We start from the raw sequence: 24,815 nt of genomic DNA on the forward strand, positions 1-24,815 counted from the left end.
GCACCCGCATGAGCACCCGCATGAAGCCCCCACGGGCCCTCGCATGACCCCCCGCATGAACCCCCGCGTGAGCCCTCGCATGGGCGAGGTGACGCTCTCCGCCGATCCGGCCGGCGGGGTGTCCGCGCGGCTGCCCGACCGGCCGCTGCTCAGCGCCCACCCTCGCCCGCACCTGGCCGCCGAGCGGCTGCGGCATGCCCGCCAGCCCGGTCTGGGCCTGGCCGGGCTGGTGCTCGTGGTCCCGGTGGCCGTGCTGCTGGCCGTGGGCGCGGGGGGTGCCGAGGGGTCGGTCCTCGTTCTCGGCCCGCTGATCACCTTCGCCCTGCCGGTGGCGGCGATGATCGCCTTCTGGTGGGAGGACTGGCCGGGCTCCAGCCTGCGCCCCGGCTGGTCCGGGATCGCCGACACGCTGGTGATCGCGCTCGCCGGGGTCGTGCTGACCATGCTCGGCCAGGCCGTGGCCGGGGGTCTCGACCTGCGTGGCCTGATCGACGCGACGCCGGGGCCCGGCCACCTGGCCACGTTCCCGGCCACCATGTCGATCGGCGGCGCCGCCTTCGTGGCCATGCTGCAGATCACCTTCGCCTGGGAGGGCTGGCCGCTGCGGCGCCTGCGCAGGATTCCCGCGGGTGCCCTGGCGCTGGCGGCGTCGTGGGTGGTGGCCCTGATCCTGTACGTCGCCGTCGATCGCGGCGGCCTGCTGAGCGGGGCGGAGTTCGGCGCGTTCCTGGTCGTCGCCGGGCTCTGGCAGGTGTGGTTCTTCGTCGTCTGGCGCGGCTGGCCGTTCGCCGGGCTGCGCCGGCGGTGGGTGCGGATCATGGCGGGGAACGCCGTCGTGGTGGGCGGGGCCTGGGTGACGTACGCCGCGGCCCACCTGGCGGGCGGCGTGCGCCCGGACGCGGTCACCGCCGCGGCCGGGCAGTTCGTGGCCGCCGGGCTCGTGGTCGGCGTGCTGTTCGAGGGCTGGCTGCAGAACCGGTTGCCGCCCGCGGCCGAGCGCGTCGTGGCCCTCGCCGCCGTCCTGCTGCTCGCCGCCGTCCTGGCGGGAGCGCTCACGGCGTACGCCGGCACGGTCACGTGGGACAGGGCCACCGCCGCGGACTGGGTCGGGCACGCCGGCCTCAACGCCATCGGCGTCTCGGTCATCCTGCACGTGGCGATCGCCCGCCGCTGGCCCTTCACCCCCCGCGACCCGGTGGCCGCCTGACCTCTCGGCCCGCCCGGTTCCCCGGGCGGGCGGGCGTCAGCGTTCGCTGGAGGCCGCGCGGTAGTGCAGGTCCTGGACGTGCGGCGTCGTGGTGATCGCCTGCGTCGAGGTCACCTGCGCCACCGGCGTGGAGCCCCTGGCGACCGTGGCCGAGGCGGTGCCCGCCCGCAGCGGGAACGTCCTGGCGGACACCCCGGCGGGCGCGTCGTAGGTCTGCGCCGAGCCGCCGATCGTGACGGTCACCTGGGCCGCCGCGGTCAGCATGGTCAGCACCTCGACGGTGTCACGGGCCGCGGTGCTGCCGCCGCGCAGTTGCATGAGCTTGGTCTGCGCGTACGCCGGCCGGGCCGCGACCGGCTGGATCCTGGGGGTTAGGTAAGCCGTGTCGTTGGTGATCCGCGGGCAACCGAGCTTGTAGCAGGTCAGGTAGTAGGCGTTGATGTCCAGGTAGGTCCAGCCGGCGTTCCTGGAGGGGGCGAACTGGGTGTTCTCCGAGTAGTCGTTCCAGGTGGTCAGCTGGACCCAGTCGGCCGCGCCGTCGATCGCGCCCTTCCAGGTGGCCCGCAGGTTCTCGGTGTTGCCGGCCTCGTCGAAGATCCCCTGGTTGGGGCGCTCGTCCTGGACGGACACGGGCTGCATCCAGATCTTGCCCAGGTCGTGCGCGCGGTCGATGTTGGCGCCCAGCGAGGCGTTGGCCGCGGGGTTGCGGTTGCCCCAGTTGGCGAAGCCGTAGCTGATCGGGGCGAAGGCGTCACGGTACCTGTTGAAGTCGAGGAAGCAGGGCACCAGGGCGACCTTGATGCCGTACCGCGTCTCCATGGTGGTCATCCAGTCGGACCACCAGGCGGGAGTGCGGCCCTCGGCCTTGAAGGGGGCGACGACCAGGCGGCCGTCGGCGAGCCGGAAGACCGACTCCGAGGCGGCGAGCTCGGCCATGGCGGCGGCGAGGGCGGCGCTGTCGACCGAGGCCAGCCCGTTGGTGTCCGGCATCAGTACGATCTTGAAGCCGGGGTCGACGGCCTCGGCCGCCTTGACGAGGTTGCGCACCCGGGTCCAGTTCTCGCTGGTCACGGAGAGGATGTCAACGGTGAAGCCGTCCAGGCCGGCCGCGATGGCCTGGCTCACCTCGGTCTTGAGGTCGGCCAGGGCGTAGTCGCCGGAGATCGGGGCGCGTGCCACCGGCCGGTCCCGGAGCAGCCCGCCGTACGCGGCGTGCTTGCCGCTCTCGCCGTCCGGGTTGAGGTAGTTCCTGGCGTAGTAGTCGGTGTCCGGTGCCCGGTTGTCTAGCGAGATCGGGTACGGGGTGAAGTAGTGCGCGAAGACCTTCCTGCCGGAGGCCCGCAGCGCCGCCGTGCCCGGCAGGGTGAAGGGCAGCGGCCCCGCGGTCTGCCCGCCGCCGCCCCTCGTGTAGGTGAGCGTGAGCTTCGGCCCGCGGTTCCCGGTCTCCCGGGAGGACATCAGGACGGTCGCGGTGGCGTCCGTACCGGTCAGGGCCAGCGCGTACGTGCCGTTCCCCGGCACGGCGGACGAGACGTCCAGCCGGGCCGTCGCGCCGGCGGTGAAACCGGTGTGCGACCCGACGGCGGGCCCGTCGAACGCCGGCCGGGTGTTCCAGGTCGTGGCGGCCTCGGTCCAGGAGCCCGTCACCGGGCGGACGGAGACGGTGGTGTCGGTGGTCCTGGCCGAGACGACCTCCAGCGTCGCCTTGACGTCCTCGGCGTCCGCCGGGAGGCCGGTGACTTCGAAGCGGGTCAGGGCGACGCGCTGGCCCGCGGCGGCGCTGCCGCAGCCGGTGCCGCAGACGCTCATCCACGTCGCGGTGGCGAAGCTCTTGGCGGGCTCGGCCTGGCTGATGAACACGTCCTCCGCGGCGGCGAAGGTCACGCTGACGGGCTCGACGGCGGACGCCTGGGCCGGGGTGACGGCGACGGTCCCCAGGAGGACGAAGGCCGCGAGCAGCGTCCGATATCGGTTGGCCATGAAGCTCCCTTGGCTCTGGGTACGGCTCCGCCGCGGCGGGCCGGCTTGCACGGCCAAGGATGGGGCAAGATCAACCACACCACCCGCCATTTCGGATAAGTCATCCTTTCGGCCGCCCGTCGTCCCCGCCAGCCCGCACCGGCCGGGCGTGGCACGCCTCCACGCGGACCCGCCGCCGGTAAGGTGACCCGGTCGCCCGACACTTCGTACGCGTGGCCTGGGAGGATGTCCATGTTCGACCTGCTGTCCGCCGATGCGCCGCGGACCGGCACGGAGCTTCCGGACCTGGCCCCGTCAGGCGTCGTCGGGGTCACCATCGTCTGGGCCGACAACAACGGGATCCCCCGCTCGCGCACGGTGCCCGTGAGCCAGTTCGGCGCGGCGATCGAGCGCGGGGTCGGCATCACGCCGCTGTTCGCGGTGTTCGACTCCCACGACGGGATCACCTTCGGGCACGCGCCGCTCGCCACGCCGTCGGGCGACATCCGCCTGATGCCGGTTCCCGGCCGGGTGGTCCAGCTCGCGGGGCAGCCCGGGTTCGCGTGGGTGCCCGGCCGGCAGGTGGCGGCCGACGGATCGGCGTGGCCGTACGACCAGCGCGGGGCGCTGGAGCGCCAGGTCGCCCGAGCCGCGGAGCTCGGGCTGGACTTCCTGGCCGGCTACGAGATGGAGTTCCACCTCAGCAGGGCCGATGGGGACGACGGCGACGACCCGCGCCCCGTCTACCAGGGGCCCTCCTACGGGCCGGCCAAGCTGCTGGCCGTCGACTCCTTCGCCGAGCAGCTGCTGCGCGACCTCGACCGCAACGGCGTGCCGGTGGGCCAGTTCCACGGCGAGTACGGGCCGGGCCAGTTCGAGTTCAACATCGCCCCCGCCGACCCGGTCACCGCCGCCGACCTGCAGCTGCTGGCCCGGCAGACCGTGCACGCGGCCGCCCGGGCGCACGGGCTGCGGGCGAGCTTCGCGCCCCTGGTCACCCTGGGCCAGGTCGGCAACGGCTGGCACCTGCACACCTCGCCGTCCCGTGCCGGAAAGAACCTGCTCTCCGGCGGGGACGGTCCCGGGGGCATCACCGCGGAGGGCGGCGCCTACCTGGCCGGGCTGCTGCGCGACCTGCCCGCGATCGTGGCCGTCACCGCTCCCAGCCTGTGCTCACTGCAGCGGCTGCGGCCCGGCTACTGGGCCGGCGCCTACACCTGCTGGGGCGTGGAGAACCGGGAGGCGGCCCTGCGGCTCGTACCGGCCACTCCCCTGCTGGGCGCCGGGCACGCCAACGTGGAGCTCAAGCCGTCGGACGCCTCGGCCAACCCCTATCTCGCGCTCGCCGCCGTCATCGCCGCGGGGGTCGCGGGCATCGAGGACGGGCTGACGCCTCCCGGCCCTGTGCAGGAGGACCCCGGCAACTGGACCGACGAGCAGCGGGCCGGACGCGGCGTCCACCGCCTGCCCACGACCGTCGCGGAGCAGCTCGGCGCGCTGCTGGGCAACCAGCGCGTACGGGGCGCGCTGGGCGAGGAGCTGACCGACGCCTTCCGGGCGGTACGCGAGTCCGACGCCGCCCACGCCGCCGACCGCGACGCGGCGGACCTGGTCCGCTCCTACCGCTGGCTTTACTGACCTCGCCCTGTCGGAAAATCCTCACCAACCGCCGTGGTGATGCCGGCCCCCGCCATGGCCGCGCTTTGCCCTGGCCGCGAGGTCATGGGCCAAGCCTGAACCGCCGTTGCCCAGCCGCACGCGATGCCCCAGGTCAGACGGCCCCGGCCCCCGTCACCCCGGCGGGCCGGGCAGGTTTTGGCCGCTGTCACCGGGAACGGGATGGCTGAACAGCGCCGCCTGACCTCACGACGACATCGCGCCGATCGGCCGACGTGATCGCGGCCGATCCGCGCAGGCATCTGCGCCCCGCGCCCATCCACCGCTCCGGCTGCTCATCGGGACACCAGGAACAGGCGGCCGATCGCCGACGGCGGCCCGCTTCCGCCCCGTGGAAGCCAGGCCACAGCCAACGAGCCGGGGCCAACGAGGAGGCCATGGATGACCAGAACACCGAAGGCCCTCGCGAAGGTCGCCGGGGATCTCGACGACCGTCTCGGAGCGGCGAACTTCCTCAAGCGGAACCTGCGCAAGATCTTCCCGGACCACTGGTCGTTTCTGCTGGGCGAGATCGCGCTGTACTCCTTCATCATCCTGCTGCTCACGGGAACGTTCCTGACGTTCTGGTTCAAGCCCAGCATGCAGGATGTGGTCTACGACGGCGCCTACACACCGCTCAGGGGCGTCACGATGTCCCAGGCGTACGCCTCGACACTGGACATCAGCTTCGGGGTACGCGGCGGCCTGCTGCTCCGGCAGCTCCACCACTGGGCGGCCCTGCTGTTCCTCGCCGGGCTGATGGCGCACATGCTCCGGGTGTTCCTCACCGGCGCCTACCGCAAGCCACGCGAGCTGAACTGGCACATCGGGATCGGGCTGCTGGCTCTGGCCATGGTCGAGGGGCTCACCGGCTACTCCCTGCCCGACGACCTGCTGTCGGGCGCGGGGCTGCGGATCACGCAGGGCGTGGTGCAGTCGATCCCGCTGGTCGGCACGTACCTGTCGTTCTTCCTGTTCGGGGGGCAGTTCCCCGGGAACGTGATCATTCCGCGCTTCTACGCGTTCCACATCCTGCTGATCCCGGGCCTGCTGCTCGCGCTCATCACCGCCCACCTCACCCTGATGTGGGTGCAGAAGCACACCCAGATGCCCGGCAAGGGCCGTACCGAGCACAACGTGGTGGGCGCCCCGCTCCTGCCCGCCTTCATGGCCAAGTCGGGGGCGTTCCTGATGTTCACCACCGCCGTCCTGGCGGGCCTGGCGACCTTCACGCAGATCAATCCCATCTGGCTGTTCGGCCCGTACACGCCCGCCGCCATCTCCGCCGGGTCCCAGCCGGACTGGTACATGGGCTTCCTGGAGGGCTCCCTGCGCCTCATGCCCTCCTGGGAGATCAGCTTCCTCGGCTTCACCATTTCGATGAACGTGCTCATCCCGGCCATGGGACCCATCCTGCTGATCCTCACCGGGCTGGCGCTCTATCCGTTCCTGGAACGCTGGATCACCGGCGACGACCGCGAGCACCACATCGTGGAGCGCCCGCGCAACAACCCGCACCGCACCTCGATCGGCATGGCCGCCATCACCTTCTACGGGCTGCTGTGGCTGCTCGGCGCCAACGACGTGATCTCGGCCAACTTCCACATCAGCCTCAACTGGACGACGTACGCCGGCCGGGTGCTCATCTTCCTGGGCCCGGCCGTGGCCTACCTGATCACCTACCGGATCTGCGTGGGGCTGCAGCGGGCGGACGCCACCATCGTCAGCCACGGGGTGGAGTCGGGCGTCATCAAGCGCCTCGGGCACGGCGAGTTCATCGAGGTCCACGCGCCGCCCTCGGAGGACATCGAGGCTCACGTACGCGGGAAGAAGCCCGTACCGATGCTGCCCGCGGCCTCTCGTGACGTCGGGCGGGTCCCTCCGAAGGAGGCCCGCGGCCCGATCGGCCGGCTGCGCGTCAAGATGAGCCGTACGTACGGCGGGGAGAAGATCCCGCTCGACGGCGACCACGAGAGAAGGCCGGCCACCAGGAAGGACCGCCACGGAGAGCCACCACCCTACGGCTGAGCCGGCCTCCCGCTCCGCCGGTGGCTCCCTAGCCGCGCGGGAGGTCGGCGACCGTGGTGGCGCGCAGCAACTGGGGGTGGAGCGCCTCCGCCCGCCGCTCGGGGATGCCGCCCGCCTGGGCCGCCTCCCTCAGCACCCGCCCGAGCCAGGCTCCGTCCACGGGATCGCCGTCGTCGCGTCTGATCAGCGACTCCCCGGCCGGGCGGCTGGAGCACAACTGCCGCAGCAGGGAACGGATCCGCGCGGTCAGGGGGAAGGCGACCACGCCGTCCTGCGCGTCGCGGAGCACGATGATGCCGGGCCTGCCGTCGCCGCCCTCGGCTCCGGCGTGGATGTCCTGGGCGGTGAGGCGGGCCAGCGTGGCGGCGGAGGCACCGGTCGCCTCCAGCAGGGCCACCGCGGCGGCCTCGACCGACCGGCCCTCGGCGGCCAGACGCCCGACACCCTGCCGCAGAAGCCGCCGCTCCTCCGGCGTGACCCCCGGCACCGGTGCGCCATCGGCCCGCGAACCGGCGTCGTGAACGGCACCGACCCGCGGGCGGGTATCCGTCCCGGCCTGCTGGCCGCCGTCCGTCCCGGCCTTTGAACCGGCGTCGCGAGCCGCCCCGACCCGCTGGCCGGCATCGGTCCCGGCCTGCGGGCGCGCATCTGTCCCGGCCTGCGAACCGGTGTCCGTCCCGGCCTGCGGGTCGGTGTCGCGGACCGAACCGCGCCGCGGGACTGCCTCGCGAGCTCGAGCGGGCGGTGGAGCCGCGGCGTGGGTCTGCCGGACCGCGCCGTATTGCCAGGCGTAGGCGTAGAAGGACGACAACGCGGTGCGCCTTCTGGCCACCGTCGCCCCCGCCAGGGGCTTGCCCGGGGTGCGCACCCCCACGGTGAGGGCGCCCGAGCGGGCGGCCTCGCAGTATCTGTCCAGGTGGGTGCCGCTGGCCGCGAGCAGCTCCGTGGCCGGGTCGAGCGTGCGCAGCCAGCGCATGAACGCGGCCAGGATCTGCAGGCGGCTCCGGCGGCCGGCCATGGACGGCGTGTCACGCAGCCAGGCGACCACCGTGCGCCAGGTCGGCAGGTCCAGGGCATCCACCAGCTCGACGTCGGCGCCGCGCACGTCGCCGCCCGCGCCGGACCGCCCCCGTGGCCGCAATCCCGCGAGGTGCCCCACGCTGCTCACGCTCAGGACCCGTGGCGCCGCCACGCGGGGGTGCGGCTCCGCCCGTCGGCCGCCGGCAGGACGCAAGGACGCGGATTCCATGATCGTCATCAGGGCCGGCCGCCCGAACGATCACCGCGCCGCGACACGCCCTTTTCGCCTGACTTACCGATCATGGTCACGATCATCTCACGGAGTGCCGGCTGCGACGGCCGGGACGGCCGCCGATCCGGGCCTCCGCGCAGGTAGGCCGCGCCATCGCCGTGAGCGAACGCGCCCCTGGGCGACGAGCCGCCGGACGTAGATTCGCGGCCATGCGCGAGGGGCTGGCCGCGCTGGACGCCCACGTGCTGGTCGCCGCCGGCAAGGTGGGTCCCGAGCTGCTCGACGACGTGCCGGGCAACGTCACCGTGCGGCCTGGGTACCGCAGGCGGACCTGCTGCCGCACGTCGACGCGGTCGCGCACCACGGCGGCAGCGGCACCACCCTCGGCGCGCTCGCCGTCGGCGTGCCGCAGCTGCCGCGACGCGGCCCGCGCGATCGCCGAGGAGATCGCCCGCATGCCCGCCCCTGACGAGGTCGCCTGCCGGTTGACGGGCTACGCCGAGCGCGGCTGAGGCACGTCTCCGGCTGCGGGCCGGCCGTTCCCGATCTCCCTCGGCCGGCGCACGGGCCACCACCGGGGGCCGGGCGTCGCCTGCGCCGTGTTCCCGCAGCTGTCGCGGTGGGCGTGATCACCGCGCCGCACCTGCACACGCGCGAGGACGAGCACTCACCCCGGGCGGCTTCGAGGGCTACTTCCGCGAGCTGTACGCCGCCGCCGGGCGGACGCCGGGCGTGGATCTCCACGAGACGCCCCGCCCAGCCACTAGCGACCCGAGCCACAGCCGGGCCGTAGGACGCCCCAGGCATCCCTCTGGACGCAGTTCGCACGGAGGTCACGGCTGGGTGTACAGGGCGGACTTTTCTCCTGTTAAGGGACATCGGTCCCTATGATCGTCCCGTGATGCCTCTCGCCTCCCCCACTGTCGTCGCCCTCAGTGACCAAGACCCCCGGGAGCTGGGTCAGTACCGCGTGGCCGGTCGGCTCGGCAGCGGCGGCATGGGCAGCGTCTATCTGGCGGAGGGCCCGACCGGCCTGGTCGCGATCAAGGTGATCAAGCCGCACCTGGCGCACGACCCCGAGTTCCTGCGCCGGTTCCGCCAGGAGGTGGCGGCGGCGCGCAAGGTGAGCCGGTGGTGCACGGCGCCCGTCCTCGACGGGCAGCTGGCGGAGACCCCGCTGTGGGTGGTGACCGAGTACGTCCCCGGGCTCGACCTGGGCCGGCACGTCAAGGAACACGGCCCGCTGACCGGGGCCGCCGGCGAGGCGCTCGCGGTGGGCGTGGCGGTCGCGCTGTCCGCGATCCACCAGGCCGGCATCGTGCACCGCGACCTCAAGCCGGGCAACGTGCTGCTCTCGCCGTTCGGCCCGCGGGTGATCGACTTCGGAATCTCCCGCGCGCTGGACACCGAGCAGGCGACCCGGTCCGGCCAGATGCTGGGCACCCCGGGTTACATGGCGCCGGAGCTGTTCTCCGGGCAGGTGGAGCAGGCCGCGGACATCTTCGCGTGGGGTTGCGTGGTGGCCGCCGCCACCTCCACCACCACGCCGGGCAGGTCACCCTTCGCCGCCGACAACATGATGCAGGCCTTCCACCGGGTCATGCAGGAGGAGCCGGACCTGAACGGGGTGGAGCCCACGTTGCGCGAGCTGGTACGCGCCGCGCTGGCCAGGGACCCCGCCGCGCGCCCCACCGCGGAGGAGCTCGTGTCCCAGCTGTCCGGCCCGGGCACGACGGTGGCCGAGGTCGCCAGGACCCTGCGGCTGGGCGTGGGATACGGGCCGGCCATGGCGCCGCCCCCGCCGGCCGCGCGACCTGCCTGGCGGCTGCGCGACCTGGCCATCGGCGCGGGGGCCGGGGTGGCCGCGGTCGGGCTGGTGACCGGCGTCGTCGCCGGGTTGCGGGCACTGCCGCCCTCCCCGCCCGAGGGGACCGAGACCCTCTACGACGAGACATTCTCCAGCGACGACTCGGGCTGGGACAACAGCGGCCTCACCTCGCCGACGACCGAGCGCGGCTACACCGGCCAAGGCCGCTACACCATGGCGGAGGACTACTCCAACACCATCCAGTGGTCGACCGCCCCGGTGAACGCCGTCCTCCCCGACAGGTCCCTGGTCTCGGTCAAGATGGACCTCAGCCAGGCCGTGGCCAGTTGGAACGGCGTCTTCTGCGAATACTCCAAGACCGACGACGCCAAGGACGATCTGATCTACATGCTGCAGGTCAGCTCGGACGGGAAGTCCAAGATCACCAAAGTGGCCGGGACGGTGTGGGAGGACCTGACCCCTGACCTGACCATCCCCCCGTTCGACCAGAAGGCGCCCGTGCAGGTGCGGGCCGAGTGCGTACGCGAGGGCGACGAGGTGCGGGTCGCGCTGTGGCTGGGCGACGAGCTGGTCGCGGAGCACGTGGACCAGGGCGTCACGACCGCCGCGGGCCGCCCCCGGTTCGGGCTCTACATGAGCGCGGGCAAGGACTCGAAGAGCCGCGTCTCCTACGACGACTTCACGATCGCCCGGCTCTCCTGAGCCCGTTCCGCCGGTCGGCGGCGCAGGCGGAAATACACGCGCGGGTCCGGGTGTTGGCCAGATCTAGTTCAACATTCAACTAGAAAGGCGCGGACCATGGCGATCGAATACGTGTTCATGCTGGTCATGGGACTCCTGATGGCAGCCGTCGTGGCGGTCTCCCCGATCGTGATGGCCTTGCGGGGCATCAGGGCCGGGCAGTGGCCCGTCCTGCGGCGCCGCCTGGTGGTCTGGCGCGGCTTCGTCGTGCGCTGACCCGGCGGGGGCCCGCGTCGCGACGTCCCGTCTAGATTGGACCTGCGGGCCGCCCCCCGCCGCATCCCCGACCCGTCCCCGTCCCAGGAGCGATCATGACCGGCCGCCGCTGGACCGTCGACTTCTGGCTCGATCCCTGCTGCCCCCTGACCCGCCTCACCGCCCGATGGCTCGCCGTCGTCGCCCGGGAGGTGCCCCTGGACGTGCGCTGGCGCGTGATGAGCCTGTCAGTGCTGAACGAGCACCGCGACGTGGACCCCGAGGGCGACGACTCCGGCTATCTCTGGATCCCCGCGCGGATCGCCGCCGCCGTGCAGGCCGAGCACGGGCACGCCGCGCTCGGGGCGTTCCACGAGGCGCTCTGGACCGACCCGGACGGCACGCACCGGGAGTGGATCGGCGACCTCGCCGAGGCGCTGCGGCGTTGCGGGCTGCCCCCCGGGCTCGCCGCCGCAGGCCACACCACCGGCTACGACGCCGCCCTGCGGGCCTCCCACCAGGACGGCGTCGGCCGGATCGACGCCGAGATCGGCACCCCCGTCCTCGCCGTCACCACCCCGGACGGCGAGCAGCACGCCCTCTTCGGCCCCGTCATCACCGCGGTGCCGCCGCCCGCCCAGGCGCTGCGCCTGTGGCAGGGCACGCTGCTGCTCGCCGGCGTCCCCGGCTTCCGCGAGATCAAGTGCTGACCGCTTCGCCCGTCAGCGGGAGAAGGCTCGGAGAGCGGGTGCCGTACCGGGCCGCCTTTCGCACGTAGAGACCGCTCGCCGGGTTCACCCGCCCCTGGGCCTACGTACATCGCGCACGACACGTTAAAGTGAGCACCTTTCCCGGTCTCCCTCACTCACTCCCAGGCCGCGGCCGGACCGCGCCGGAGATTGGATGGTCGGCCATGGTGGCCAAGGTGGAACGGCGGGTGGCCGTGTTCGGTGCCGGATACATCGGCCTCGTGACCGGCGCATGTCTGGCGGAGCTCGGTCACCGGGTCGCGGTCCGCGACGTCGATCCGGAGAAGGTCAGGCTGCTGCGGGCGGGTGATCTGCCGATCTACGAGCCGGGGCTGGGCGACATGATCGCTCGCAACAAGGAGCGCCTGACGTTCACCCTGGACCTGCGCGAGGCCCTGGACGACGCCGAGATCGCGTACGTGTGCGTCGACACCCCGCCCTCGGCGTCCGGCGACGCGGACCTCTCGCGGGTCTGGTCGGTGGTGACCTCGCTGGAGGGGGCCACGCACCTGCGGACCGTCGTGATGAAGTCCACCGTCCCGGTCGGTACGGGCGCCCGGTTACGGTCCGTGCTGGATGCCGCCGGCCTGGGACACGTCGGCTACGTCGCGAACCCGGAGTTCACGGCCGAGGGCACGGCGGTCCGGGACTTCATGCGTCCTGACCGGGTCGTGATCGGCTCCGCCGACGAGGACACGGCCCGCCTGGTCTCCGAGTTGCACGACGGCGTGGACGGGCCCGTCGTGGTGATGGACGTGCGGTCCGCCGAGATGGTGAAGCTGGCCTCGAACGCGCTGCTGGCCACGAAGATCAGCTTCATCAACGAGATCGCCACGCTGTGCGAGAAGACCGGTGCCGACGTGCAGGAGGTCGCCCACGCCGTGGGTCTGGACCATCGCCTCGGCCCGCACTTCCTGCGCCCGGGGATCGGCTGGGGCGGCTCCTGCTTCCCCAAGGACTCCGAGGCGCTGCGGCAGCTGGCCAACAACACCGGCTACCACCTGCAGCTGCTGTCGGCCGTGATCGAGGTGAACAACCTGCAGAAGCGCCGGGCGGTCCAGAAGCTCAAGGACGAGCTGGGCAGCCTGGTGGGGGCGCGGGTGGCGTTGCTGGGGCTGACGTTCAAGCCGGGCACCGACGACATGCGGGAGGCGCCGAGCGCGGTGCTGGCCGGCCGGTTGCTGGCGGAGGGCGCCGAGGTGCACTGCTGGGATCCGATGGCGCGGCCGGCCGAGACCGACCCGTGGACAGCGACGGTCCGGCACGCGAGCCCCGAGCTGGCGGTCGAGGGCGCCGACGCGGCGATCATCGTCACGGAGTGGCCCCAGCTCACCGAGGTCGACTGGGCGCGGGCGGCGTCGCTGATGAGGCGGCCGGTGCTCTTCGACGGCCGCAACCTGCTGGATCCGGCGGAGATGCGCGCCCTGGGGTTCACGTATCTCGGCGTCGGGCGGCCATAGCCGGGCTGACCTGCCCGGGCGGCACGCTCTAGGCTCGGGTGGATGAGATATCTGCTGCTGATCTGCGGTGACGAGGAGTCCTATCAGGCGATGCTGGCCGATCCGGAGTTCCTGCCCGACTGTGAGGCGTGGGCCGCGGCTCGGGGTGACGGGCTGATCCAGAGCGGCGGCCTGGAGCCCCCGGCCGACGCCACCACGGTACGGGTACGCGACGGCGAGATCCTGCTGACCGACGGCCCGTTCGTGGAGTCGAAGGAGATCGTGGCCGGGTTCAGCCTGATCGAGTGCGCGACCCGGGAGGAGGCGGTCGAGGCCGCCGCCGGCCATCCCGTGGCCCGCCACGGCACGGTCGAGCTGCGCGCCCTGCAACCGTGACCGTCCCGGCGACCGTTGCCGCCCTGTTCCAGGAAGAATGGGGGCAGATCACGGCGACCCTCATCCGGCTGACGGGTGACTGGGACCTCGCCGAGGAGTGCGCGCAGGACGCCTTCACCCAGGCGCTGGCCCGGTGGCCGGCCGACGGCGTGCCGCCCAACCCCGGGGCATGGCTCACCACGACCGCCCGCAACAAGGCGATCGACCGGCTGCGGCGGGCCGCCGTGGGCGCGGCCAAGCTGCGGGAGCTGGCCGCCCTGCGGGCCGTGGACGCTCCGGCGCCGGCCGACGCCGTCGAGGACGACCGGCTGCGGCTGATATTCACCTGCTGCCATCCCGCCCTGCCCTTCGAGGCGCGGGTCGCGCTGACGCTGCGTACGCTGGCCGGGCTCACCACGGCCGAGATCGCCCGGGCGTTCCTGGTGCCCGAGAGCACCATGTCCAAGCGGCTCACCCGGGCCAAACGCCGCATCCGCGAGGCCGGGATCCCCTTCCGGGTGCCGTCCGCCGACAGCCTGCCCGAACGCCTGCCGGCCGTACTGGGCGTGCTCTACCTGCTGTTCACCGAGGGGTACGCGGCCGGCGGCGGCACGGAGCCGGTCCGGCGGGGCCTGTCGGACGAGGCGATCCGGCTGGCGCGGTTGCTCGTCCGGCTGCTGCCCGGCGAACCGGAGGCGGGCGGGCTGCTGGCGCTGATGATCCTGCACGACGCCCGGCGTCCGGCCCGTACCGTGGGCGGCGAGCTGGTACCGCTGGAGGAGCAGGACCGTTCCCGGTGGCGGCGGGAGCAGATCGACGAGGGGGCGGCGCTGCTCGACGAGGTGCTGCGGCCGGGCCGGGCGGGGCCGTACCAGATCCAGGCGGCGATCGCCGCCTGCCACGCGAGCGCGCCCTCGTTCGACGAGACGCCCTGGGCGGAGATCGCGATCCTGTACGGCCGGCTGGAACGCCTGGTGCCCTCGCCGATCGTCCGGCTGAACCGGGCCATCGCCGTGGGCATGGTGGATCCCGCGCGCGGGCTGGCCCTGGCCGAGACGGTCGGTCCCGAGCTCGGCGGCCACCACCTGCTGCCCGCCGCCAAGGCCGACCTGCTGTGCCGCCTGGGGCGCCGGGCCGAGGCGGCCGCGCTCTTCGGGCAGGCCGTGGAGCTGGCTCCCGATGGCCCCGAGCGACGGCACCTGGCCCGGCGGCTCGCGGAAATCTCCTCCGGCGGGGTGTCCGTCTGACCGGTCTCCGTTCGTAGGCAGGGCGAACCGATGTTTTCCATCTGAAAGGGCCCTGCCTTGAAAGAGACCATGAGCAGCACGACGCGGGAAGAGGGCATGGGCACCACGTGCTCCGCCGACGGCACCGTGATCGCCTTCGACCGGCTGGGCGCTGGCGAGCCCGTCATCCTGGTGAGCGGGGCGTCCTGCACCCGAGGCGTCCACGCCCAAGCGGCCGGGCTGCTGGCCACCGGCCGTACGGTGCTCAACTACGACCGGCGGGGGCGCGGCGACAGCGGCGACACCCTGCCCTACGCGGTGGAGCGCGAGATCGAGGACCTCGCGGCGGTCATCGAGGCGGCCGGCGGCCGGGCGGCGGTGTTCGGGAACTCGTCCGGGGCGGTGCTGGCGCTGCGCGCGGCGGCGGCCGGCCTGCCGATCACCCGGCTGGCGCTGTGGGAGCCGCCGTTCCAGCTCGACGCCGGCGCCCCCGGCCGCTCCCGGGCGTACGCGGAGGAGCTGGCGGCCTGCCTGGCCGAGGGCCGGCGCGGCGATGCCGTGGCGCTGTTCATGCGCTCGGTCGGCCTGCCGCCCGAGGTCGTGGCCGGGATACGACAGTCCCCCATGTGGGCGCCCATGGAGGCGATCGCCCCTACCCTGGCCTACGACGCCGCGGTCCTGGGCGACGGCGCCCTTCCCGCCGGGCTGGCCGGGGTGACGGCACCGACCCTGGTGCTGACCGGCTCCCGTACCGGCCCCTGGGCGGAGACCGCCGCCCGGGCCGTGGTGGACGCGCTGCCCGCCGGCCGGCACGCCGTGCTCGACGGCCAGGACCACAACGTGTCCTGGGAGGTCCTGGTTCCCCGCCTGGCGGCCTTCCTCGGCTGATCCCAGGCCGCCGGGCACGCCGCCGGGCACGCCGCCGGGCACGCCGCCGGGCCTCGACGGGCCCGGCGGGACGGCGTTACGTGGCCTCCTCCTCGGCCGGCGTCCCCGCCGACCGGCCATGCGGGAGCAGCGTGGCCGTGCCCACCAGCCAGTCCGCCAGCCGGTCGCGCTCGACCAGGATCAACGGCTCCCGGGCGCCCAACGCCTCGTGTCTGGCCTGCCGGGTGAGCCGGCCGGAGGTGACCAGAACGCCGGTGTGGCCGGCGAAGGTGTTGGCCAGCGCGCCGAGGAAGTTGCGCACCTCGGGGGCGCCGACCGTCCTGCTGTAACGCTTGCACTGGACCGCGTACCGGCCCCTGCCGGGCGCGAGGGCCGTGATGTCCACGCCGCCGTCACCGGCCCGGCCGCGCTCGCGGACCTGCCGGAACCCGTCGGCGATCATCCGCTCGGCGACGAGGTGCTCGAACGCGGGTCCCGACATCCGGTCGACCTTCTCCAGCTCGGCGTTGCCGGCCAGGAACCGCTGCCGCTCCGCCTGGATCATCCGCTGGCGGAGGACGAGCCCGCCCACGAACAGCACGGCGAGCAGACCGCCGATCCCGGCGGCCCAGCCCGGATGTTCGGCGCCGAACCAGACGACGCCGCCGCCCAGGACACACGCCCCCGCGACCGCCCACTGCCCGCGTGATCCGCGCTTGCCTCTCCCTTTCCTGGAGCCCCTCGCCATGGTCCCTCCTCGATCGGTGCGTCGAAGACGAGTGTGAGCGGGCCCACCGACAGAACACGGCGGAAGCGCGAAACAGGCCTCACGTGCTACCAGACGGTTGCACCTCATGACATCGAGGTGCTACCGTCGGGTTGCACATCAGAGGTATGGGAGCGAAAATCATGACTGTTCAGGACAGGATCGAACGCGAGATCAGCATCGAAGCGCCGCTGGAGCGGGTCTGGGATCTCATCACCGAGACCGGCTGGTGGGTCGGCGACGGGGACCGGACGGGACAGCAGCGGCGGCGGGACGGCGACCTCGAGGTCGTCGAAGACCCGAAATATGGCGCCTTCCCGATGCGCGTCGTGTCGGTGGACCCCCGGCGCTACGTGTCCTATCGCTGGGCCAGCGGGTTCCCCGGGGACGACCCGGTCGAGGGAAACTCCACGCTGGTGGAGTTCTGGCTGAGCGAGCAGGACAGCGGGACCCTGGTGCGGGTGGTCGAGAGCGGATTCGGCTCCCTCGCGGTCACCGACGAGGCCCGCGAAAGCTCGGTCGAAGGTAACACCCAGGGCTGGGCGAGCCAGCTGGACCTGCTCAAGGAGCGAGCGGAGAGCGTCAGCGTATGAGCCGAGGCGGACCGGATCCCGGCGTCGTCGGCACGGTCCTGGGCGCGCTGGCGGACCCGACCCGGCGCCTGTTGCTGGACGCGCTCGCCGAGAAGGGCCAGGCCAGCGCGACGACCCTGGCCGGTCGGCTGCCGGTGTCGCGCCAGGCCGTGGTCAAGCATCTGCAGGTCCTGGAGGAGGCCGGGCTGGTCCGAGGGGTACGCGCGGGGCGCGAGGTGTTGTACACGGTCCGCCCCGCGCCCCTCGACGCCTCGGCCCGCTGGCTGGCCGACCTGGCCACGGCCTGGGACCGCCGCCTCACCGCCCTCAAACGCGCCGCAGAAGCACCCGACCAGCCGCACGACCAGGCGGGCGACCAGGCACGCGACCAAACGTTTCCGCCCGGAGGAACCCCGTGACCCCCGGCCGCTGACAGACCGACCGGGGGGTCGCCGCGCGGCTCACACACCCGCATCTGACCGGGCCGCCCCCTTTCCGCATGCGATGTGGCCGAGGACGCTGAAAACGATCTACCGCCCGTAACTTGTGATCCTCTTGGACAAGGCGGTCGCTGTTCGGCCGGGCGGACGGCGGGTAGGGGGCGGCCTCTGGGAGGGGAGGCCGTGGTGGCGTCACACCGGGAGGACCACGTCGTGGCGGGCCTGAAGATCGCCGGTCACCGCAAGCGAGGCCCGGGGCCGGCCGTGGTGTGTGTGCACGGCGCCGGGGTGTCCAGCAGGGAGTTCCTGCCGTTCGTCGAAGTGCTGGGCGAGCGGCATGACGCCTGGGCGATCGACCTGCCCGGGTTCGGGGCGAGCGGCAGGCCGGGCCGGCCGCTGACCCTGCCGGCCCACGCCGACGTCGTGGCCGAGTGGGTGGACGTGGCCAAGGTGGAGCGGCCGTGCCTGCTCGGGGCGTCGTTCGGCTGCCAGGTGGTGGTGGAGGCCGCCGCCCGCCATCCGGAGGTGGCCGCCGCGCTGGTGCTCGCCGGTCCGACGGTGGATCCGCGGGGACGCTCGCCGTGGCGGCTGGTGTGGCAGTGGTTGCGCAACTCACGGGGAGAGAGCCCCAGTATGATGCCGCTCAACCTCGCCGACTACCGTGACGCCGGCCTGCGAGGGCTGCTGGCGACCTTCGGGGAGTCGATGCGCGACCCGGTCGAGGACAAGCTGCCGCACGTCACCGTGCCCGCCCTGGTGCTGCGCGGCGGCAGGGACCGGATGGTGCCGCAGCCGTGGGCCGAGGAGGTGGCCCGGCTGCTGCCGTACGGGCGGCTCGTGGTCATGGACGGGCTGCCGCACATGGCACCGTACCGGGATCCGCGAGGCGTCGCCCGCCGGGTCGAGTCCTTCCTCTCGGAGGTGGTGGTATGAGACCGGGCCGGGTCGTCGCGTCGTTCGATTCGGCCACCGGCATGCTGCGGGCGCTCTCGCGGTTCCTGCACGGGCGGGACGCGCCGCTCATCGGCCAGGGGCCGGCGGCAGCGGAGCCGGTGGTCTCGGCCCTGCTGGGGGCGGCCAACAAGCTGCCGCGCCGGCTGCAGGAGAGGGCGTACGCCGCCGGCGGGTGGGCGGAGGCCGTACCGATGCACAAGGTGGGCGACATCCGTTCGGACGGGCTCGCGCGCTGGGTCACCGGGCACTACCCGCGCCGCCGCAGCCAGGTGGCCTTCGTCGGCTCGGCCAACGGCGCCCTGATCCACCTGTGCGCGGCGCTGGCCGCGCCCTGGCTGCCGCAGACGCTGCTGATCCCGGTACGGCGGCGCGGCGTGCACCCGGACGAACCCCGCGAGGACCTGCGCCACACCCGGGCGGCCGGCCAGGCGCTGCTCGCCGCCAACCCCGACCTGGTCCTGCACCACATGCACGACGCCAACCAGGACCGGCTGATGATCGCGGGCATGACCTATTTCCGGGTCAAGTGGCGTGGCCTGCCCGCGGCCTACCGGCGTTTCCTGGAGGAGAGCCTCGCTCCCGGCGGGACCCTGGTGGTCGTGGACTGCCGGCTCAGTCGGCCGGTCACGGAGGTGGGTCCCCGCCACGTCTTCCAGCCCGGGGCGCTGGGCGGGGCGACCTTGCGGGAATACCTGGAGGGTGGGCCGCGGGTGGCGGACTACCTGAGCCGGTACGGCTCCCCGCACCGCCGATGGGACTATCCGCCGGTGAACGGGCGGCGGCCGGAGGCGGAGTGGGGGTTCGAGCCCGGTCTGCTGCCCGACCTGGAAGAGCTGGCCGCGCGTAACGGCTGGCGGCTGGCGCGCCTGAGCTTCGCCGAGCCCGAGCACCTGAGCCCGGTGGTGGCCGACCTGTATCGGGAGTGGTACCGGCGGCGTGGTCTGCCGGCCGATCGGCTGCTGGCCGAGTGCTTCCTGCTTCTCGAACCGTGGTGGACGCTGCGCAGCGGTTCGGTGCCGTACTGGATGGTGTTCAACACCGAGCCGTCGCGGGCGAGCCTGACCGGATACCTCGACGGGACGGATCCCTTCGACGAGATCAGGCTGCTGCTGTTCTCCCATGGAGTGGAGTCCGTCGGGCTGGCCACGATCGAGCGGTGGCGGGAGGTGCTGGCCCGCGCGAGCAAGGTGGGCGTCTTCACCGGCATCGACACCGGCGCCTACCCCCGCGACTTCGCCAGCTTGGCCCGTGCGCATCGGGAGCTCGCCCGGATCCGGTCCACGGTCCCGATGCCGTTGCCGATGGACTGGCAGACGGCGGAGAAGTTCCTCACCGGCCGTGACGAGGTCGAGATCGTCTAGCCCGCATCCGCAATGCACTGTTTCGTCCTTGGCGCGCTGGGCAGGCCCCGACAGACGCCACTTCACGAAGGACGATCATGTCGACCTGGCCGCCCGAGCCCCGAGCACGGACTGACACCATGCAGAACATCCGGCAATGGAGCCCTGATCGCCCAGCCGACCATGACTGGGACTGCCCGCACTGGACGGTGCAGTGCCCGGGAGCTCCCCTGCACGACGACGGCCCCGCGTACGGGCTGGGCGCCGACGGCCGCCCCCTGTGGACCGAACGTGACCGCGACGCCGAACGCGTCCGCGCGTTCCTGCGCAGGGCGCGGCGCGCCGAGATCGCCGGCCCGCGTGGCGGGTTCATCGTCACGGGAGGTCACGGGGGCGTCTTCCTCGTCACCTGTACGGATCCGCAGCCGGTGGTCGCGGGCGAGGTCTCCGCCTGCATGCGCTCCCTGGCCCGTACCGGCCTGTCGGTGGAGCCGCACCCGGACGACGAGCGCACGCTCCGGGTCCGCCTCGCGCCGATCGCCAGGGCCTCCTGACCTGCCGGGATCCGGGACCGCCTGGCCCCCCGTCCGCTGAGCCGGGGGCGTTCGAGAAGAAGGTTGAGACGCCTGCCTGGGGGTACTTGGAGGGCTCATCGCCCTTGCGTGATGAGCACCAACCCGAGCTAGGAAAAAACCCTCATGAGACTGCATCTCAGTGTCAGCGTGCCCGCTGACACGCCCGTCGTCGGCGTACGCGGCGAGGTCGACGCGCTCACCGCCGACGATCTCTACGGCTTCCTCGCCACCGTGATCAGCCAGCGCGGCCCGCGCCTGGACGTGGACCTCAAGGACGTGACCTTCATGGACGCGGCAGGCGCCACCGCGCTGCTGCTGGCCCGCCAGCTGGCCACGTCGCTCGGCGGGAGCCTCACTGTGATCGCGCTCAGCGCGCCTGCGGCACGAGGATTGGGCACCGCCATCGCCCACCAGACATTGCGCGCCCATTAGTCTTATGCAAATCTTGCCATTCTTTTTACGTGCGCGGAACGCCATTCCGCCATCGCCGCATGGCTGCCGTTTGCGCTGCCCGCAAAGGGTAGAAAAGGCGATGGAGGTAACCGACCATGACACCACGAGACAGTTCCGGAAAGCAGCGGAACACTTCCGATAATAAAATTCGGCGCGGCCCCGAGAGCTCCAGCAGCGTGCAGCACTCGCAGGAGATCCACTCGCCGGAGGAAAAGCCCGAGCGCCCCGGCCGGAGCCTCGTCACCACCAACCACGACGTGATCCGGCGCTGGGCCGAGGAGCGCGACGCCACCCCGGCGACGGTCGAGGGAACCGAGCACGGCGACCACCTGGGCGTCCTGCGGCTCGACTTCCCTGGCTACGGCGGTGGCGGCAAGCTCCGGCAGGTGAGCTGGGAGGAGTGGTTCGACACGTTCGACAAACGCGGGCTCAACTTCATCTACCAGGAAAGCAAAAGTGACGGCACCCCGAGCAACTTCTTCCGCCTGGAGAATCCGCAGCGGGAGGATGCCTGAAATACGTTAGCGGCGCCCTGACTCGGGCATGCCGGGTCCCATGCCAGAACAACCGAACAGCACCCCGCCAGCACAGGACCAGCCCTATCCGGGACGTACCGCGGAAATGACTCCGGAACCGCGTGACGAGATGCGCGCCTACACCGGCCGCGGCCTGCTCAAGGACAAGCGGGCGTTGATCACCGGAGGCGACTCGGGGATCGGCCGCGCCGTGGCCGTCGCCTTCGCCAAGGAGGGCGCCGACGTCGCCATCGCCTACCTGACCGAGCACGAGGACGCCGCCCACACCAGCAAACTGGTGGAGGCGGCGGGCCGGCGCTGCGTCCTGCTGCCCGGGGACCTCGGCGAGCGCGAGCACTGCGCGTCCGTCGTCGAGCGGACGGTGGCCGAGCTCGGCGGTCTCGACATCGTGGTCAACAACGTGGCCTACCAGGCGCCGGTCGACTCGCTGGAGGAGCTGACCGACGAGCAGTGGGAGCACACCTTCAACGTCAACATCCACAGCTACTTCCGCATCACGAGGGCCGCGCTGCCGCACCTGGGCGAAGGGTCGGCGATCATCAACACGTCCTCGATCAACGGGCTGCGCGGCAACAAGTCGCTCATCGACTACGCCGCCACCAAGGGCGCGATCAACGCCTTCACCTACTCGATGGCGCAGAACCTCGTCGAACGGGGCATCCGGATCAACGCCGTGGCACCGGGTCCCGTGTGGACGCCGCTGATCCCCGCGACCATGCCGCAGGAGAAGGTCGAGCAGTTCGGCAAGCAGGTGCCGATGAAACGCGCCGCCGATCCCGACGAGATCGCCCCCTCGTACGTCTTCTTCGCGGCCGGGCAGCTGTCGTCCTACTACACCGGCGAGATCCTGGCCCCGATCGGCGGCGAGACGCTCCCCGGCTGAGGCGGCCGACGTCGCCGTCGTCCGGTACGTCGTGGCCGATCGCTAGCCGACCGGTCCAGTACTCGTGACCCCGGCCGTACACTCGGCCCATGGGACGGACCAGCGACGCCAGGAAGAAGATCCTCAGCGCCGCGCAATCGCTCATCGAGCTGCGCGGTTACTCCGCCTTGGGCGTGGCCGAGATCTGCAAGGCGGCCGGGGTGCCCAAGGGCAGCTTCTACTACTTCTTCGAGTCCAAGGAGGCTCTGGCCCTGGCCGTCATCGACGAGCACTGGGCCGACCAGGAGCGGCTCTGGCGGCACGTGCTGACCGGCGAGGCGGCACCGCTGCGGCGGCTGCGGCGGCTGTTCGAGGCGACGGAGGCCGCCCAGCGCGCCGGGCAGAGGAGCTGCGGCACCGTCTCGGGGTGCCTGTTCGGCAACCTCTCGCTGGAGATGAGCAACCACACCGAGGCCGTGCGCGGGCGGCTGCAGGAGATCTTCGACCTCCAGGTGGACCTGGTCGAGGCGGTCATCGCCGAGGCCCTCGCGCGGGCGGAGGTCTCCGTGGCCGACCCACGGGAAGCCGCGCGATCGGTGGTGGCCCAGCTGGAAGGGCAGGTGCTGTTCGCCAAGCTCTACAACGACACGCGACGGCTCGCCCCCCTGTGGCCGAACTGCCTGGCGCTGCTCGGCGCCCGCGCACCGGACGAGGCGGCCGGCGTCCTCGCTGCTGGTAGAGAGGGCCTCCCACCGACGTAACATGACGAACGTGGAGCTGCGCCAGCTGCGATACTTCGTCGCGGTCGCCGAGGAGCTGAACTTCGGCCGTGCCGCCGAGCGCCTGCTGATCGCCGGCCCCTCCCTGTCCCAGCAGATCAAGGCGCTGGAACGCGATCTCGGCGTGCGCCTGTTCGACCGGGACCGGCGTTCGGTGTCCCTCACCCCGGCCGGTAGCGCGCTGCTGCCGCACACCCGGGCCCTGCTGGAGCGGGCCGACGACCTCCGCCATCAGGCCCGCCGGCTGTCCGGATCGAGGCCGGTACGGCTCGGCTACGTCAACTGGCTCCCGCCGGACCTGAGCGCCCGCACCGCCGCCGCGGCGCAGGTTCACGTGGACGCCTGGGTGGGGCCCTCGCACACCCAGGCCGCCCGGGTGGCCGACGGCGGCCTGGACCTCGCGGTGTGCTGGGTGCGTACCGACGATCTGGAGCGGCTCGGCCTGCGTGCCCGGCTCATCGGCGCCGACCGCCTCTACGCCGTCGCCACCGGCGACGACACCGGCGACGTCCCGGCCCGGGACACCGCCGTCCTGCTCGACGACGACACCACCTCCTGGTCGTCCTGGAACGCCTACGCCGAGGAGCTGGCCGGGCAGACCGGCGCCCACGCGGTACGCGTCTCCGACGGGGGCATCACCGGCCCGGCGTTCTTCGACCACGTGCGCCGGTGCGGCCGCCCGATCATCAACTCCCCCAAGGGCCAGGCCGCCCCGCTGCCGCCCGATCTCGTCCGACGCCCCGTCGTCGCGCCGGAGATCTACTGGACCTGGTCCCTGGTGTGGCGCCGGGACGAGGTCCGCCCCTCGGTCCTCGCCGTCGTCGAGGCCCTCCGCGAGGACGGCGACCTCGGGATCCACGGCCAGGACGCCTGGCTGCCCGAGAGCGACCCATACCGGCCTCCGGGGTCGTCGCGGGGCCGCTGACCTCGGGTGGGAGCCTGTGCCTAGCAGCTGCGAGCATCCAGGTCCCGGCTCAGGCCCCGTCGATCGTTGACTCACCTCCACCGGGCCGCCTACGTTCGCATCGAAATAGTCGACCGGTCGGCTAGTTCGGTCGCCCGGAATCACCTTGGGGAAGTCATCATGGGCAGTCAGCACCAGAAGGTCGCCGTCATCACCGGCGCCTCGCAGGGCATCGGCGCCGGCCTCGTCGCGGCCTATCGTAAGCTGGGCTACGCCGTCGTCGCCGTCTCGCGCACCATCGCCCCCTCCGGCGACCCGGGCATCCTCACGATCCAGGGCGACCTCGCCGATCCGGCCGCCGCCGAACGCGCGATCGCCGCCGCCGTGGAGCGCTTCGGCCGGATCGACACCCTGGTCAACAACGCGGGCATCTTCGTCGCCAAGCCGTTCACCGACTACACCCCCGACGACTACGCCGCCGTGACCGGGGTGAACCTCACCGGCTTCTTCCGCCTCACCCAGCTCGCCGTCGCCCACATGCTTCACCAGGGCGGCGGCCACGTCGTCAACGTCACCACCAGCCTGGTCGACAACGCCGACTCCCGGGTCCCGTCCGTACTGGCCTCGCTGACCAAGGGCGGTCTGCAGTCGGCCACCAAGTCCCTCGCCATCGAGTACGCCACCCGCGGCGTCCGCGTCAACGCCGTCTCACCCGGCATCATCAAGACCCCGATGCATCCCGAGGAGACCCACGAGGCCCTCGCGGCGCTGCAGCCGGCGCAGCGGCTGGGCGAGGTGGACGACGTCGTGGACGCGGTCGTCTACCTGGAGAACGCCCCCTACGTCACCGGCGAGATCCTCCACGTCGACGGCGGCGTGAGCGCCGGCCACTGACCCTCGATCCCGACGCGAACAAGGAGCATCACGATGAGCGGCAACGCGGACAGGGAGACGATCCTGCGGGAGGTCCTCGACCGATGGCGGGCCGCCGTCGACGGCCACGAACCACAGCGGGTCGCGGCCCTGTTCACCGAGAACGCGATCTTCCAGGGGCTGCGCGCCGAGGACGGCCTGGTGGTCTCCAGCGCCCGCCGGAAGCGGAGATCATAACC

The 24,815-nt window shown here is 72.5% G+C and carries 26 protein-coding genes; 23 read left to right on the forward strand and 3 right to left on the reverse strand.

Going from position 1 to position 24,815, the window contains the following annotated elements:
- Window positions 1-67 precede the first annotated feature (67 nt).
- The gene (locus tag BLS95_RS33090) at window positions 68-1,207 is read left to right on the forward strand and encodes a hypothetical protein (protein ID WP_143043957.1); all 1,140 of its coding nucleotides are present in this window, start codon (window positions 68-70) and stop codon (window positions 1,205-1,207) included.
- Window positions 1,208-1,243: 36 nt separating this feature from the next.
- Here the strand turns inward: BLS95_RS33090 and BLS95_RS33095 are convergent, their stop codons facing one another.
- The gene (locus BLS95_RS33095; protein ID WP_090940531.1) at window positions 1,244-3,187 is read right to left on the reverse strand and encodes a glycoside hydrolase family 71 protein; all 1,944 of its coding nucleotides are present in this window, start codon (window positions 3,185-3,187) and stop codon (window positions 1,244-1,246) included.
- A 225-nt stretch (window positions 3,188-3,412) separates the two neighbouring features.
- Here BLS95_RS33095 and BLS95_RS33100 point away from each other — a divergent pair, with 225 nt between their 5' ends.
- Both BLS95_RS33100 and qcrB read left to right on the forward strand, forming a co-directional pair.
- Window positions 3,413-4,804, forward strand: coding sequence for a type I glutamate--ammonia ligase (locus tag BLS95_RS33100; protein WP_218136102.1), 1,392 nt, complete (start codon window positions 3,413-3,415; stop codon window positions 4,802-4,804).
- Between the two features lie 420 nt (window positions 4,805-5,224).
- On the forward strand, window positions 5,225-6,850 hold the full coding sequence (gene qcrB, locus BLS95_RS33105) for a cytochrome bc1 complex cytochrome b subunit (protein WP_090940537.1): 1,626 nt from the start codon (window positions 5,225-5,227) through the stop codon (window positions 6,848-6,850).
- Between the two features lie 28 nt (window positions 6,851-6,878).
- Here the strand turns inward: qcrB and BLS95_RS33110 are convergent, their stop codons facing one another.
- Entirely contained in the window at window positions 6,879-8,018 is a 1,140-nt protein-coding gene (locus BLS95_RS33110; protein WP_143043958.1) for a hypothetical protein, read from the reverse strand.
- A 418-nt stretch (window positions 8,019-8,436) separates the two neighbouring features.
- Here BLS95_RS33110 and BLS95_RS59915 point away from each other — a divergent pair, with 418 nt between their 5' ends.
- From BLS95_RS59915 to BLS95_RS33145, 8 genes are all read left to right on the forward strand, one after another.
- Window positions 8,437-8,571 (forward strand): hypothetical protein, encoded by a 135-nt coding sequence (locus BLS95_RS59915; protein ID WP_425434764.1) that lies wholly within the window; start codon window positions 8,437-8,439, stop codon window positions 8,569-8,571.
- 432 nt (window positions 8,572-9,003) lie between these two features.
- Window positions 9,004-10,632 (forward strand): serine/threonine-protein kinase, encoded by a 1,629-nt coding sequence (locus tag BLS95_RS33120; RefSeq protein ID WP_090940543.1) that lies wholly within the window; start codon window positions 9,004-9,006, stop codon window positions 10,630-10,632.
- Between the two features lie 96 nt (window positions 10,633-10,728).
- On the forward strand, window positions 10,729-10,887 hold the full coding sequence (locus BLS95_RS56015) for a hypothetical protein (protein ID WP_176993512.1): 159 nt from the start codon (window positions 10,729-10,731) through the stop codon (window positions 10,885-10,887).
- A gap of 95 nt (window positions 10,888-10,982) precedes the next feature.
- Window positions 10,983-11,576, forward strand: a complete 594-nt coding sequence (locus tag BLS95_RS33125; RefSeq protein WP_090940546.1) for a mycothiol-dependent nitroreductase Rv2466c family protein — start codon at window positions 10,983-10,985, stop codon at window positions 11,574-11,576.
- A 203-nt stretch (window positions 11,577-11,779) separates the two neighbouring features.
- Complete coding sequence (locus tag BLS95_RS33130) at window positions 11,780-13,075, forward strand: UDP-glucose dehydrogenase family protein (RefSeq protein WP_090940549.1); 1,296 nt, start codon at window positions 11,780-11,782, stop codon at window positions 13,073-13,075.
- Between the two features lie 42 nt (window positions 13,076-13,117).
- Window positions 13,118-13,450 (forward strand): YciI family protein, encoded by a 333-nt coding sequence (locus BLS95_RS33135; protein WP_090940552.1) that lies wholly within the window; start codon window positions 13,118-13,120, stop codon window positions 13,448-13,450.
- Window positions 13,447-14,676 carry an RNA polymerase sigma factor gene (locus BLS95_RS33140; protein ID WP_090940555.1) on the forward strand — a complete coding sequence of 410 codons (1,230 nt, stop codon included), beginning with the start codon at window positions 13,447-13,449 and terminating at the stop codon, window positions 14,674-14,676. The genes BLS95_RS33135 and BLS95_RS33140 overlap by 4 nt, the downstream gene beginning before the upstream one ends.
- 69 nt (window positions 14,677-14,745) lie before the next feature.
- On the forward strand, window positions 14,746-15,543 hold the full coding sequence (locus BLS95_RS33145; RefSeq protein ID WP_218136104.1) for an alpha/beta fold hydrolase: 798 nt from the start codon (window positions 14,746-14,748) through the stop codon (window positions 15,541-15,543).
- Between the two features lie 76 nt (window positions 15,544-15,619).
- Here the strand turns inward: BLS95_RS33145 and BLS95_RS33150 are convergent, their stop codons facing one another.
- On the reverse strand, window positions 15,620-16,270 hold the full coding sequence (locus BLS95_RS33150; RefSeq protein ID WP_176993513.1) for a restriction endonuclease: 651 nt from the start codon (window positions 16,268-16,270) through the stop codon (window positions 15,620-15,622).
- Between the two features lie 161 nt (window positions 16,271-16,431).
- Between BLS95_RS33150 and BLS95_RS33155 the strand changes: the two genes are divergently transcribed.
- The 12 genes from BLS95_RS33155 to BLS95_RS33210 all read left to right on the forward strand — a co-directional run bounded on the left by BLS95_RS33155 (window position 16,432) and on the right by BLS95_RS33210 (window position 24,813).
- Complete coding sequence (locus BLS95_RS33155) at window positions 16,432-16,881, forward strand: SRPBCC domain-containing protein (protein ID WP_090941049.1); 450 nt, start codon at window positions 16,432-16,434, stop codon at window positions 16,879-16,881.
- Entirely contained in the window at window positions 16,878-17,279 is a 402-nt protein-coding gene (locus BLS95_RS33160) for an ArsR/SmtB family transcription factor (protein ID WP_090940563.1), read from the forward strand. The genes BLS95_RS33155 and BLS95_RS33160 overlap by 4 nt, the downstream gene beginning before the upstream one ends.
- Window positions 17,280-17,486: 207 nt before the next feature.
- Window positions 17,487-18,233: an alpha/beta fold hydrolase gene (locus BLS95_RS33165; RefSeq protein WP_176993514.1), complete on the forward strand. Its 747-nt coding sequence runs from the start codon at window positions 17,487-17,489 to the stop codon at window positions 18,231-18,233.
- The gene (locus BLS95_RS33170; RefSeq protein ID WP_090940569.1) at window positions 18,230-19,615 is read left to right on the forward strand and encodes a hypothetical protein; all 1,386 of its coding nucleotides are present in this window, start codon (window positions 18,230-18,232) and stop codon (window positions 19,613-19,615) included. The genes BLS95_RS33165 and BLS95_RS33170 overlap by 4 nt, the downstream gene beginning before the upstream one ends.
- Before the next feature lie 119 nt (window positions 19,616-19,734).
- Window positions 19,735-20,148: a hypothetical protein gene (locus BLS95_RS33175; protein ID WP_143043960.1), complete on the forward strand. Its 414-nt coding sequence runs from the start codon at window positions 19,735-19,737 to the stop codon at window positions 20,146-20,148.
- Window positions 20,149-20,292: 144 nt separating this feature from the next.
- On the forward strand, window positions 20,293-20,601 hold the full coding sequence (locus tag BLS95_RS33180; protein WP_090940575.1) for an STAS domain-containing protein: 309 nt from the start codon (window positions 20,293-20,295) through the stop codon (window positions 20,599-20,601).
- Between the two features lie 197 nt (window positions 20,602-20,798).
- Window positions 20,799-21,137 carry a hypothetical protein gene (locus tag BLS95_RS33185; RefSeq protein ID WP_090940578.1) on the forward strand — a complete coding sequence of 113 codons (339 nt, stop codon included), beginning with the start codon at window positions 20,799-20,801 and terminating at the stop codon, window positions 21,135-21,137.
- 40 nt (window positions 21,138-21,177) lie between these two features.
- A complete protein-coding gene (locus BLS95_RS33190) occupies window positions 21,178-22,041 on the forward strand; it encodes an SDR family oxidoreductase (protein ID WP_090941052.1) in 864 nt (287 codons plus the stop codon).
- Window positions 22,042-22,130: 89 nt separating this feature from the next.
- Complete coding sequence (locus BLS95_RS33195; RefSeq protein ID WP_090940581.1) at window positions 22,131-22,781, forward strand: TetR/AcrR family transcriptional regulator; 651 nt, start codon at window positions 22,131-22,133, stop codon at window positions 22,779-22,781.
- A 10-nt stretch (window positions 22,782-22,791) separates the two neighbouring features.
- Window positions 22,792-23,724, forward strand: coding sequence for a LysR family transcriptional regulator (locus BLS95_RS33200; protein WP_218136105.1), 933 nt, complete (start codon window positions 22,792-22,794; stop codon window positions 23,722-23,724).
- Between the two features lie 159 nt (window positions 23,725-23,883).
- Window positions 23,884-24,597: an SDR family NAD(P)-dependent oxidoreductase gene (locus BLS95_RS33205; RefSeq protein WP_090940586.1), complete on the forward strand. Its 714-nt coding sequence runs from the start codon at window positions 23,884-23,886 to the stop codon at window positions 24,595-24,597.
- Between the two features lie 33 nt (window positions 24,598-24,630).
- Window positions 24,631-24,813 (forward strand): Cif family virulence factor, encoded by a 183-nt coding sequence (locus BLS95_RS33210; RefSeq protein WP_143043961.1) that lies wholly within the window; start codon window positions 24,631-24,633, stop codon window positions 24,811-24,813.
- Window positions 24,814-24,815 lie beyond the last annotated feature (2 nt).

Origin of the sequence: Nonomuraea jiangxiensis, assembly GCF_900099965.1 — a bacterium.
In the GTDB taxonomy this organism is placed as follows: Bacteria; Actinomycetota; Actinomycetes; order Streptosporangiales; family Streptosporangiaceae; genus Nonomuraea; species Nonomuraea jiangxiensis.

What these genes read in the sequence shown, in the direction of transcription:
- BLS95_RS33145 (WP_218136104.1), top strand. Translation starts at nt 14,746, where the DNA reads ATGAGCAGCACGACGCGGGAAGAGGGCATGGGCACCACGTGCTCCGCC.
- BLS95_RS33135 (WP_090940552.1), top strand. Translation starts at nt 13,118, where the DNA reads ATGAGATATCTGCTGCTGATCTGCGGTGACGAGGAGTCCTATCAGGCG.
- BLS95_RS33210 (WP_143043961.1), top strand. Translation starts at nt 24,631, where the DNA reads ATGAGCGGCAACGCGGACAGGGAGACGATCCTGCGGGAGGTCCTCGAC.
- BLS95_RS33155 (WP_090941049.1), top strand. Translation starts at nt 16,432, where the DNA reads ATGACTGTTCAGGACAGGATCGAACGCGAGATCAGCATCGAAGCGCCG.
- BLS95_RS33175 (WP_143043960.1), top strand. Translation starts at nt 19,735, where the DNA reads ATGCAGAACATCCGGCAATGGAGCCCTGATCGCCCAGCCGACCATGAC.
- BLS95_RS33170 (WP_090940569.1), top strand. Translation starts at nt 18,230, where the DNA reads ATGAGACCGGGCCGGGTCGTCGCGTCGTTCGATTCGGCCACCGGCATG.
- BLS95_RS33180 (WP_090940575.1), top strand. Translation starts at nt 20,293, where the DNA reads ATGAGACTGCATCTCAGTGTCAGCGTGCCCGCTGACACGCCCGTCGTC.
- BLS95_RS33190 (WP_090941052.1), top strand. Translation starts at nt 21,178, where the DNA reads ATGCCAGAACAACCGAACAGCACCCCGCCAGCACAGGACCAGCCCTAT.
- BLS95_RS33130 (WP_090940549.1), top strand. Translation starts at nt 11,780, where the DNA reads ATGGTGGCCAAGGTGGAACGGCGGGTGGCCGTGTTCGGTGCCGGATAC.
- qcrB (WP_090940537.1), top strand. Translation starts at nt 5,225, where the DNA reads ATGACCAGAACACCGAAGGCCCTCGCGAAGGTCGCCGGGGATCTCGAC.
- BLS95_RS33150 (WP_176993513.1), bottom strand. Translation starts at nt 16,270, where the DNA reads ATGGCGAGGGGCTCCAGGAAAGGGAGAGGCAAGCGCGGATCACGCGGG.
- BLS95_RS33195 (WP_090940581.1), top strand. Translation starts at nt 22,131, where the DNA reads ATGGGACGGACCAGCGACGCCAGGAAGAAGATCCTCAGCGCCGCGCAA.
- BLS95_RS33205 (WP_090940586.1), top strand. Translation starts at nt 23,884, where the DNA reads ATGGGCAGTCAGCACCAGAAGGTCGCCGTCATCACCGGCGCCTCGCAG.
- BLS95_RS33160 (WP_090940563.1), top strand. Translation starts at nt 16,878, where the DNA reads ATGAGCCGAGGCGGACCGGATCCCGGCGTCGTCGGCACGGTCCTGGGC.
- BLS95_RS33100 (WP_218136102.1), top strand. Translation starts at nt 3,413, where the DNA reads ATGTCCATGTTCGACCTGCTGTCCGCCGATGCGCCGCGGACCGGCACG.
- BLS95_RS33120 (WP_090940543.1), top strand. Translation starts at nt 9,004, where the DNA reads ATGCCTCTCGCCTCCCCCACTGTCGTCGCCCTCAGTGACCAAGACCCC.
- BLS95_RS56015 (WP_176993512.1), top strand. Translation starts at nt 10,729, where the DNA reads ATGGCGATCGAATACGTGTTCATGCTGGTCATGGGACTCCTGATGGCA.
- BLS95_RS33125 (WP_090940546.1), top strand. Translation starts at nt 10,983, where the DNA reads ATGACCGGCCGCCGCTGGACCGTCGACTTCTGGCTCGATCCCTGCTGC.
- BLS95_RS33095 (WP_090940531.1), bottom strand. Translation starts at nt 3,187, where the DNA reads ATGGCCAACCGATATCGGACGCTGCTCGCGGCCTTCGTCCTCCTGGGG.